Source organism: bacterium, assembly GCA_040757115.1.
Lineage (GTDB): Bacteria > UBA9089 > CG2-30-40-21 > CG2-30-40-21 > SBAY01 > JBFLXS01.
Map to the genome: position 1 here is coordinate 1 of JBFLYA010000030.1, position 11132 is coordinate 11132.

9 protein-coding genes are annotated in these 11132 nt (G+C 41.5%); 8 read left to right on the forward strand and 1 reads right to left on the reverse strand.

The window, feature by feature from the left end; genetic code table 11:
• The first annotated feature begins 287 nt into the window (after positions 1 to 287).
• The 3 genes from AB1422_03915 (at position 288) to AB1422_03925 (ending at position 7240) form a co-directional block, all read left to right on the forward strand.
• Positions 288 to 608, forward strand: a complete 321-nt coding sequence (locus AB1422_03915; GenBank protein MEW6618483.1) for a HEPN domain-containing protein — start codon at positions 288 to 290, stop codon at positions 606 to 608.
• A 73-nt stretch (positions 609 to 681) separates the two neighbouring features.
• Entirely contained in the window at positions 682 to 2391 is a 1710-nt protein-coding gene (locus tag AB1422_03920; protein ID MEW6618484.1) for a glycosyltransferase family 39 protein, read from the forward strand.
• Between the two features lie 238 nt (positions 2392 to 2629).
• The gene (locus AB1422_03925; GenBank protein ID MEW6618485.1) at positions 2630 to 7240 is read left to right on the forward strand and encodes an NAD(P)-binding protein; all 4611 of its coding nucleotides are present in this window, start codon (positions 2630 to 2632) and stop codon (positions 7238 to 7240) included.
• A gap of 107 nt (positions 7241 to 7347) precedes the next feature.
• Here AB1422_03925 and AB1422_03930 read toward each other — a convergent pair whose 3' ends face one another.
• Positions 7348 to 7944 carry an integron integrase gene (locus AB1422_03930; protein ID MEW6618486.1) on the reverse strand — a complete coding sequence of 199 codons (597 nt, stop codon included), beginning with the start codon at positions 7942 to 7944 and terminating at the stop codon, positions 7348 to 7350.
• Between the two features lie 508 nt (positions 7945 to 8452).
• Between AB1422_03930 and AB1422_03935 the strand changes: the two genes are divergently transcribed.
• From AB1422_03935 to AB1422_03955, 5 genes are all read left to right on the forward strand, one after another.
• A complete protein-coding gene (locus AB1422_03935; protein MEW6618487.1) occupies positions 8453 to 9085 on the forward strand; it encodes a HEAT repeat domain-containing protein in 633 nt (210 codons plus the stop codon).
• A gap of 189 nt (positions 9086 to 9274) precedes the next feature.
• Positions 9275 to 9541 carry a type II toxin-antitoxin system HicA family toxin gene (locus AB1422_03940; protein MEW6618488.1) on the forward strand — a complete coding sequence of 89 codons (267 nt, stop codon included), beginning with the start codon at positions 9275 to 9277 and terminating at the stop codon, positions 9539 to 9541.
• On the forward strand, positions 9531 to 9743 hold the full coding sequence (locus AB1422_03945; protein ID MEW6618489.1) for a type II toxin-antitoxin system HicB family antitoxin: 213 nt from the start codon (positions 9531 to 9533) through the stop codon (positions 9741 to 9743). The genes AB1422_03940 and AB1422_03945 overlap by 11 nt, the downstream gene beginning before the upstream one ends.
• Before the next feature lie 362 nt (positions 9744 to 10105).
• Positions 10106 to 10345: a type II toxin-antitoxin system Phd/YefM family antitoxin gene (locus tag AB1422_03950; protein ID MEW6618490.1), complete on the forward strand. Its 240-nt coding sequence runs from the start codon at positions 10106 to 10108 to the stop codon at positions 10343 to 10345.
• Complete coding sequence (locus tag AB1422_03955; protein MEW6618491.1) at positions 10342 to 10740, forward strand: type II toxin-antitoxin system VapC family toxin; 399 nt, start codon at positions 10342 to 10344, stop codon at positions 10738 to 10740. The genes AB1422_03950 and AB1422_03955 overlap by 4 nt, the downstream gene beginning before the upstream one ends.
• Positions 10741 to 11132: the final 392 nt, after the last annotated feature.

Genomic DNA, 11132 nt, shown 5'->3' on the forward strand with positions numbered 1-11132 from the left:
TTATCAACCAGGGAAAACAGTCAAATCATTTTGTGGGGATTCATACTGTAGTGCCAAAACTCAACCTCTCTGCTCTGTAAGTTGTTGATAATACAAGACTTATTTTTTTAAACGGCGAAGTTGGGTTAACCTTGAGTATGATTGCAATATCTCGCCGGTTATTTATACCCAGGCAGAATATCAAAAGAATCAACAGTTTAATACACTCTTTGTTCAAAACATAAGAAAGGAATCTATTGCCTTATGAGTATAGAGCAGGAGAAGATTGATTTATCCCGTTACCGTCTATCAAAAGCAGATATGGAGATTCCATAGGGCGTTCTTACTATGCTATCTTTACTTCAGCAAGGGCACTTTTGGCTTTATTAGGATTGGATAGCCCAAAACACTCTGGGGTAATTTCGCTTTTTAATCGTGACTGGGTGAAAACTAAAATTATGCCTGAGGAAAGCAGTACTATTATTGCTGGTGCTAAACGGGATAGAGAAGCCTCCGATTATAGCGATTATGTTGAATTTACCTATGAGGAAGCAAATGCTCAACTTACTCAGGCAAAAAAAATTTGTCTGTCAGACCAAAGAAGTAGTAGAAAAAATAATATGCGGTGAGATACCTTTACCAAAGGTTGATTAAAGGAGATTTGACATAACCTGGATTAATATCTATCTGGAAGGGGTTTAAATGAACCAGATTATAGAACGCATACTATCAAAAAAAGTTTATTGTTTCCTTCTAATCTTATCAGCGGTTATCATTATCTACAGCATTGGGTTAACCTCCTACCTCTTCGCTGATGACTTTATGTTTATTGAAAAGGCGAAGAATACAGATTGGAGCAATTGGCAAAGTATAGTCCATTCCTGGGTATTCACTGCCAGAGACAGCGGCCTCTGGTGGGTTCCAAAGGATACAGTTGCTCAATTCCTTAGACCACTCATTGCTTTCTCCTTTGCTATCGACTACTCTCTATGGGGAATGAATCCCTTTGGTTTTCATCTCTTAAATCTTTTGGTGCATATTTTTACTTCTATCATTGTCTTTTTTATTATAGATTTTATCTCTCAAAATAGAAGGGTAAGCCTGCTTGGTTCTCTTTTGTTCACCATCCATCCCTGTCAGGCAGAGGCGGTCTTCTGGGTCTCAGGAAGGTGCGACCTTATCTGTGGTTTCTTCTATTTTACCTCATTCTTCTGTTTTATAAAGTATCGCCAGGCAGATAAAAAAATTTGGCTTATTGGTTCGTTGATAACATTTATCTTATCTTTATCGGCAAAAGAAATGACAATTACTTTACCATTAGTGATGATAATCTACGATATGGCCTTGAATAAAGAGAAGCATCTTAAGACATACATTCCTTTCTTTGGTTTGCTCGTTGTCTATCTTCTCATTCGGTTTGCCGTCTTTGGCAATGTGTGTAAAATGCCTGACACCTATTTTTATAGCCTTGCTCAACCAGAATTTATCTATTGCCTCATCAGAAATCTATTTTCTTATCTTACTGGACTTGTGCTTGGACTCTCGCCTATGATAGTAATACCATTTTTAGGAAAGCCAAAAATAGTCCTTTATCTCATCTTTCTTATTGTCTTATTGCTCATTCTCCTTATCTTCAGGAGCCTAAAAGGGAGACGAGATTTTCGATTCTCTTACCTCTGGATACTTATCTCTCTACTTCCTGTTTTAATCATTCTTCCATTTGAAAGATACCTTTACATTCCATCCTTAGGGTTTTCAATTATAGCCGCCCTCTTTATCCTGAAGATTACTTCTTCTCCAGGATTTAAGAAGGTTGGAATCGGATTATTAATCATACTTTTAATTGGATATAGTTCTTTCAACATCATAAAGGGAGCAAGATATAAACTTGGGTCATCCACCGTGGAAAAGGTAGTTAAAGATGTAAAGAAGTATTACCCAACTCTACCAGATAATAGCCATTTGTATTTTATAAACCTTTCTCCATTGGCTTGTTTAAGTACCTCCCAGGGATTCAGGCTGGAGTATAACAATCCAACCATCTCTGCTTATGTTCTGACTATGTCTCCTAACTTTGGACCAGGATGCGATTCATACCTGAAGGTGATTAATAAACATATCCTACTTATTGGTTTAAACAAAGGTAGTTTTCTTGATAATCCTGTTGCTCAATTCTTCCTACTTGGCAGGTCTTTTACTAAAGGCGAGAAAATAGAATGGGATGGATTTAACGCCACTATGACAAAAATGGATAACCTATGGCCAACAGAGATACTATTTGAGTTTAAGGAGGAAATAGCATCTCCTGATTCCTATTTCTTTGAGTTTAAGGATTGGAGAGTTTATCCATTGTTCAAAAAGAAGGTTATGTCCACAGGGAGTGAACACAAAGCGATTATTAAGGGGGAATAAGTTTGCTACCGACAGATTATTTTTATTTTCAGAAGAAACGCTCATGTCCACAGGGATGGACAGAAAGGAGGATGAAAATAAGTAGTAAGCGGATTTAGCGGATTGAGCAGATAAAAAACAGAAAAGAAATCCGATTAATCCGCTCAATCCGATTACTAAAAAATAAAAAATCCGTGCTCATCCGTTTAATCCGGGTCATCCGTGTTCTATTCTTACAGCTATTTTCAGGAGAAGAAAAATGGATAAAATAGGTTCTGTATTAGTTATTGGTGGTGGTATTGGTGGGATGCAGGCATCACTTGATCTGGCAGATGCCGGCTTTAAAGTCTATCTGGTCGAAGATAAACCTGCCATTGGTGGCAAGATGTCTCAACTGGATAAAACCTTCCCGACCAATGATTGCTCGATGTGTATTATGGCGCCACGGCTGGTAGATGTGGCTGGAAATCTAAATATCGAACTTTTGACAACATCAGAGGTTGTTGGTCTGGAAGGACAACCGGGTAATTTCAAGGTTGAAGTCCGTAGAAAACCCAGATATGTAGATACATCAAAATGCACCGGCTGTGGTGATTGTGCCAAAAAATGTCCGGTAGAGATGCCAGATGAATTTAATATGGGAATGAGCAATAGAAAGGCAATCTATAAACTCTATGCTCAGGCTGTTCCAGGTGCCTTTGCTATTGATAAAAGAGGGACTTCTCCCTGTAAGGCAAAATGTCCTGTAGGTATCAGTGTGCAGGGATATGTTGCCCTGATTGCTCAAGGTAAATACCAGGAAGCCCTTAACTTAATCCGTCAAAAAAATCCATTTCCTGGCATTTGCGGCAGGGTTTGTAACCATCCCTGTGAAACAGAATGTATGCGTGGTAAAGTAGATGAACCAATTGCTATCGCCAGTTTGAAGCGTTTTGTGGTTGATTATGAGTCAGAGGTTAGAGGACAGAGGACAGAATTTATTTTTTCCCGAGTCCCGAGTCCCGAGTCCCGAGTCCCGAGTAAAGTGGCTATTATCGGCTCAGGTCCAGCAGGCTTGACTGCGGCTTATGACCTAACATTGGCTGGTTACCAGGTAACGGTATTTGAAAAACTGCCAGTGGCTGGTGGTATGATGCGGGTTGGAATACCAGACTATCGATTACCATCTAAGATAATTCAGGCAGAAATCGACGCTATTCTCTCAGCTGGTGTAGAACTCAGGCTTAATACCCCGGTAGAATCCCTTGACCAACTTAAAACAGAGGGTTTTGAAGCAATATTAATTGCCGTTGGTGCTCATATCAATAAAAAAATGGGTGTGCCAGGAGAAGAATTAGATGGTGTCCTGTCAGGAGTAGATTTTCTGCGTGATATAAATCTTGGGCAGAAGGTTAATCTGGGAAATAAAGTAGCCATAGTTGGTGGTGGCAATGTGGCTATAGATGCCGCCAGAGTAGCAGTGCGGTTGGGTGTCCGAGAGGTTAGCATTATTTATCGACGCTCCCGCAATGAAATGCCAGCAGACCCACATGAAATTATTGCCGCAGAGGAAGAAGGGATTAAGATTCATTTTCTCACTAACCCAACTAAGATTATCGGTAAGGATGGTAAGGTCGTGGCTGTGGAATGTATTAAAATGGGACTGGGTGAACCAGATGAATCCGGAAGAAGACGGCCAGTGCCAATCCCTGATTCTGAATTTGTCATAGAGATTGATAATATTATCCCGGCTATAGGGCAAACCTCTGACCTTGAATTAGTAAAAAACCAGGTAAAAGCAACTAAGTGGGGAACAATTGAAGTTGACCCCGAAACCCTCGCTACTAATCAGGAAGGTGTTTTTGCTGGTGGAGATGTAGTCACGGGACCAGCCTTTGTGGTTGATGCTATTGCCGCTGGGCATATAGCGGCTGAGTCTATTTCAAGATACTTGCAAGGTCAAGACCTTAAGGTAGATAGAAAAAAAACATCTGCTTCTGTAGTTAAAGAAGTCCCACTTGATAAGGTTAAGAAAACAGCTCGCCAGAGGATGTCGACTCTAAGTATCGAAAAAAGGACTGCTAATTTTAACGAGGTTGAGTTGGGATTTACAGAGGAGCAGGCAAGGGCTGAGGCACAAAGATGTCTTTCCTGCGGTATCTGCTCGGAATGCTATGAATGCGAACAAGTCTGTCAGGCAAAGGCAATAAACCATCAAGAGGTAGAGTTCACCCAAAAGATAGAGGTTGGAGCGATTATTCTGGCGCCAGGTTTTGAAACTATTTCACCACAGGTGCGTGAAGAATACGGCTATGGCTATTACCCAAATGTCATTACCAGCCTGGAATTTGAACGATACCTGTCTGCCTCAGGACCTACTACTGGACATGTGCAGAGACCATCAGATGGCAATGAACCAAAAAAGGTAGCCTGGATACAATGTGTAGGCTCTCGCGATGAAGAACATAGATACTGTTCTTCAGTTTGCTGTATGTATGCTACGAAAGAGGCTATCATTGCTAAAGAACATTCCCCAGCACTTGAACCAACTATATTCTTCATAGATGTGCGGGCTTATGGTAAAGGATTTGATTCATACTATGAACGGGCAAAAGAACAATATGGAGTCAAGTATGTGCGATGTATGGTCTCAACCGTCAAAGAACATCCAGTGACTAAAGACCTAATCATTCGCTATCTAAACTCCGCCAATGAGTTAGTGGAAGAAGAATTTGAGATGGTGGTGCTGTCTGTAGGTTTAAAACCTTCTGCTAAAACTTATGAACTATCAAAGAATCTTGGTGTAGAGCTAAATCAGTATCAATTTTGTGCCACCTCTACCTGGACACCAATGGCTACTTCTCGTGAAGGCATCTATGTCTGTGGTGCGGTTAGTGAACCAAAGGATATTCCAGAAACGGTTATGCAGGCATCTGGGGCGGCTGGATGTGTAGGCGAATTACTTGCGGATGTCCGTGGTAGCCTGATGGCTAAGAAAGAATATCCGCCAGAGATAGATGTCAGCGGACTGCTGCCCAGAATTGGTGTTTTTGTCTGTCGATGTGGGATAAATATTGCTGGAGTAGTTAATGTGCCAGCAGTCGTTGAACAGGCTAAAACTCTGCCTAATGTAGTTTGTGTAGAGGAAAAGATATATGTCTGCTCTCAGGATTCACAAGCTTTAATTCGCGATAAAATCAAAGAACATAATTTAAATCGGGTGGTGGTTGCCTCCTGCACCCCACGAACCCATGAAAGGCTATTTCAAGATACAATTCGGACAGCAGGTTTAAATAAATATTTATTTGAGATGGCTAATATCCGTGACCAATGCAGTTGGGTGCATAGTTCAAACTATGAAGGGGCGACTGAGAAAGCCAAAAAACTGATAGCAATGGCTGTTGCTCGTGCATCGTTACTTGAACCACTATACTTAATCCCGATGGACATCACCCGCAAAGGATTGGTCATTGGTGGTGGAGTATCTGGAATGGTATCTGCCCTCTCATTAGCCGAGCAAGGATTTGAGGTTGAACTTGTTGAAAGAGAAGCTGAGCTTGGTGGAAATGCAAGACATCTCTATTTCACCTTAGAAGGCGATAACCCACAAGTGTATCTTAAATCTGTGATAGAAAAGGTTACCGCGCATAAGTCGATTAAAATCCACCTGTCGAGTGAAATAACGAAGTTCTCAGGACATGTCGGGCATTTTAAATCTGAAATCCGAAATCCGAAATCCGAAATGACTATTGAACACGGCGTGGTGATTGTAGCCACAGGTGGTGTAGAACACCAACCAACAGAATATTTATACGGCGAGGACGAAAGAGTAATCACACAACTTGAATTAGAAAAGAGGTTAGCGAATCCCGAATCCCGAGCCCCGAGCCCCGAGTCCCGAGTCCCGAAGACCATCGTTATGATTCAATGTGTTGGTTCTCGCACCAGTGAACGACCGTATTGCAGTCGGGTATGTTGTAGTCAGGCGATAAAAAATGCCTTGAAAATCAAAGAGATAAGTCCCAAAACACAGATTTATATTCTCTATCGAGACATAAGGACTTACGGGTTCCGTGAAGATTACTATCGCCAGGCACGAGAGGCGGGAGTAATCTTTATTCGATACGAAGAAGATGCAAAACCAAAGGTCAGAAGACAGAGGACAGATGAGAAAGGGGGAAACGGAGAAGGAGAGGAGACACGAGGCACTATACCTGAATTTTCAGCCATTAGCCATCAGCCTATTTTCCCGAGCCCCGAGCCCCGAGCCCCGAGCCCCGAGCCCCGAGCCCCGAGCCCCGAGTCCCGAGCCCCGAGCCCCGATTTTGAGTCAGAAATCCGAAATCCCCTGGAAGTAGAAGTTGTTGACCCGATAATGGGAGAGAAATTGGTTTTGAATCCGGATTTGGTGGTGCTGGCACCGGCTATTCTTTCAGACCCAGGAAATGAAAGTTTATCTCCATTGTTGAAGGTAACATTGAATGCCGAGCGATTTTTCCTTGAAGCGCATATGAAACTTCGGCCAGTAGATTTTGCTTCAGAGGGTATGTTTTTGTGTGGGCTGGCACATTCACCCAAGCTGATTGAAGAGTCCATCGCCCAGTCACAAGCCGCCGCTGGTCGAGCGGCTACTATCCTGGCAAAAGACCACTTAGATGTAGGTGGAGTTGTTTCGGTTATTGACGCAAATAAATGCGTTGTCTGTCTAACCTGTATCCGTATGTGTCCGTATGATGTGCCGTTTATTAACGAAAAAGGCGCTGCAGAAATCGAAGCGGCTAAATGCCAGGGTTGTGGGATATGCGCCTCAGAATGCCCGGCTAAGGCTATCCAATTGATGCATTATAAAGACAACCAAATACTGGCTAAAACAGAGGCATTATTTGTTTAATTGATACAGGATACAAGATATGTATCTATTCAGTTCTTTTGACAGGTTAGACGGTTTAAGTTGAGAGCGTTACATAGGGTTTCCAACAATATCCACAGTTTAAGGAATCAGTTTAACATATCCAGTGGACTTTGTACTCCCATCCCACCCTTATTGATAACATGTGTATAAATCATGGTCGTGGATACATCCTTATGACCGAGTAATTCTTGCACGGTGCGAATATCATATCCTTTCTCCAGCAGGTGTGTAGCAAAGCTATGTCGAAATGTATGAGGGCTGACTGGTTTTGAAAGACCAACGGCACGAGCAGCACTATAGATTGCTCTTTGCAGCCCACTTTCATTGACATGATGCCGATGCATCTTGTCACTACGCGGGTCTTTAGATATCTTCTTTGATGGGAAAACATATTGCCAACCCCATTCTTTACCTGCATTAGGATATTTCCGCTCTAACGCAAAAGGCAGATGTACCTCTCCAACACCATTCTTGAGGTCTTGTTCATGCAATGCCTTAACCCGTTTTAGATGTTCTGATAGCAATGGTTTTAAACTTTCCGGTAGCATAGTTACTCTATCCTTCATTCCTTTTCCATCTCGCACAATCACTTGATTCCGAGCAAAATCAATATCCTTAACCCGCAAACGAATACATTCCATCAATCGTAGTCCACAGCCGTAAATAAGTTTCCACCTGTGCAATTAGAAATAAAAGGATAATTGATTAAACAGATTACATTTTTTATTGTAAGCGGATTAAACGGATTGAGCGGATTTTTTTTATTTCTTTTTCCGCTAAATCCGTTAAATCCGCTTACTAAATCCACCCGCTTACTATTAAAAATCTGCTTCCTTAATTTTCTACCTGCACAGGTCGAAAAAATTTATAATGCAGTAAAATAAAAACCGCTAATAGGCAGTATAATCTAAGGATGTTATTTTTCAGTATTTTCTAATTTTGATATTAAAATTTTTTCTTGACAGAATATTTTATTTATGCTACTCTATAAATAACCCAACTTAATAATGCAGTAATATAAAACTGCTAATAGGCAGTATAATCTAAGGTTAAGCGGCACGCCCGGTGGGCGGGCCGCTTAACCCATGCAATGGAGCTGACAAAAATGCGGCATAACAAGTTATGCCGACATTTTTGCAGCTCATCGCGTCGTTAGCCCGCATATAACAAGGAGCGAGCGATTCAGACAAAATGAATACGATACAGACACTCACTCAACGAGTCCAAAAGACACAACATGGGTTTTTGGACATTCAAAAAGCAGCAGATGAAGTAGTAGCTGGGCACGCTGCCAAAGAGAGCCTTTGCATTGTCAAGCAGCTATTCGCTTCAGAGATATACCAAGCACGCTCACTGGCAACCTTCATTTTGGGCCGATTGGCGGCCAACTCGAACGAAAGCCTCGATTTTCTGAAACGGCGTGTCAGCGGAGACAATGATTGGCGTGTGCAGGAGATTCTGGCAAAAGCCTTTGACAGGTACTGTGCTGACGTTGGCTATGAACAAGCACTCCCTGTCATCAAGGAATGGTTGGCAGATTCCCAACCTAACGTGCGACGGGCAGTCACAGAAGGGCTGAGAATATGGACAGGACGCCCTTACTTTCATGACCATCCAGAAGTTGCCATTCAGTTGTTGAGCCAGCTTCGAAACGATGAGAGTGAATATGTACGGAAGTCTGTTGGGAATGCTTTGCGTGATATAAGCAAAAAGCACAAGGAGTTAGTAAGAATCGAATTGCAGCGATGGGACATTGCAAACAAGCGCATTGAGCAAACTCACAAACTGGCAAGTAAGTTCTTGCAAAACAATGGTGCAGGCTAACCCGGCGCTGCACCTGACTGCGAGGGCTGTGCCGTAATTAGAGTTTTGTGGTATCTCAAGCTTTTATCTTGTTTACAAAGTTTGGTGGTAATCCGCCCCGCAGCAGGTGAGCTCTATCGTTAGGCTCTATGAAAGTGCTACTCTACATAATGCTGATTATCATACAAACATACAAAACGAGAAATTAAAATGGATAAATATGAAGAATTAATGATAAAAATTCTACGAGGGACATCTGATGCTAATATCCATTTTTCAGAGCTATGTCACTTGTTGAAAAAATTTGGCTTTGATGAACGAATCAAGGGTGACCATCATATTTTTACAAAAGATGGTATTGAAGAAATACTGAATTTGCAACCCAAAGGATCAAAGTCTAAACCGTATCAGGTAAAGCAAGTTCGTAATCTCATCCTTAAATATAAATTGAATTTGGAGGAAGAAGATGTTGGATAAATATGAAATAATTGTCTATTGGAGCGAGGAAGATGAGGCATTTATTGCTGAGGTACCTGAATTGCCGGGTTGTATGGCAGATGGCGAGACATATCAAAGAGCCATTTCAAACGCTGAGATTATTATTCAGGAGTGGATTGAGACTGCAAAAGAATTAGGGCGATTAATTCCACAACCTAAAGGTCGATTAGTATATGCCTAACAATTCGTTACAGTTGACGGCGGGGGACTGTGCCGTGGTCAAAGTTTTGTGGTCTCTCAAAGTTTTATCTTGCTATCAAACTTTTGTGGTAATTCTCCCCGCCGCACCTGAACTTTATCGTTAGAAAACATACAGAGGAACATCCAAGATTGACAAAGTATCCAATCTGATGAATGGACGGGAGAAAAAACATAAAGGTCTCTACCGGGGTTCAATCCTTGAAAACTGAATAGTTCTTATAAGTTTACTGAAATGAGATAGTTGGGCAGGATAGAAGAAAGAAAGAGAAAAAACGGCGAAGAAGTGAAAAAATCGGTGAAGGATAAGAGCCGCTAACAAAAATATTGGGAGGTTGATTTCAAATGGTTCAGGTTAGTGTAGATGAAATAAAACAAGATATATCGGTTTATCTTCCGTGTGTAGAAGTTGGAGAGACAGTTGTTATTATGAAGGAAGGTAAACCTCTGGCAGAATTCAAACCTGTTACTTCGACTTCTAAACGGCTACGACCCTTTGGATTATGCAGTGGAGAATTTATTGTGCCAAATGACTTTGATGCTCCATTGCCAGAAAGTATCATTCAGGAGTTTGAAGGACAATGAAACTACTTTTGGATACCCATATCTTTCTCTGGTTCATTAGCGGGGACAAACGATTACCAGAAGGTATGCGAGATACCATTCGTGATCCTAATAACGAAGTCTACTTGAGTGTTGTGTCGCTATGGGAAGCGATCGTTAAATACCAGATAGGTAAACTTTCCTTGCCTCAACCACCAAATGTCTATTTACCAATCCAACGCCAAAAACACCAAATAGATAGTTTATCTCTGGATGAAGCCAGTGTGTCTCAACTTGCTAATCTTGCTAAAATTCACCATGACCCATTTGATCGTATGCTGATTTGTCAAGCAATGGAACACGGTTTAACAATTGTTAGAGTAGATGATACCATTTGTAATTATTCTGTTTCTGTTCTAAACCGCATCTTAAAGTAGACTTAAATCTGATTTTGATGATGTTTTGCTTATGAATTTGGGTGTTATCTGGTTTCTGGATAACATCCCAAATGGGGAGATATGAAGGGCAAACCATGAATGTGGAATGCACAATAATTCGGTGAGGCAGAGGAAAAGGAAAAGACAGCGAATCAAAGCTTTTGTCTAACCCTGCATTGCAGTTGACGGCGGGGGACTCTGCCGTGGTCAAAGTTTTGTGGTCTCTCAAAGTTTTATCTTGCTATCAAACTTTTGTGGTAATTCTCCCCGCCGCACCTGAACTTTATCGTTAAGCGGCACGCCCGAGGAGGGAGCAGATGAAAAAAATAGAAGAGATTGAGCAGATATTAAAAGATAAGGTAGGGAGTAGGGTCGGGTAGGGAGTAGGGTCG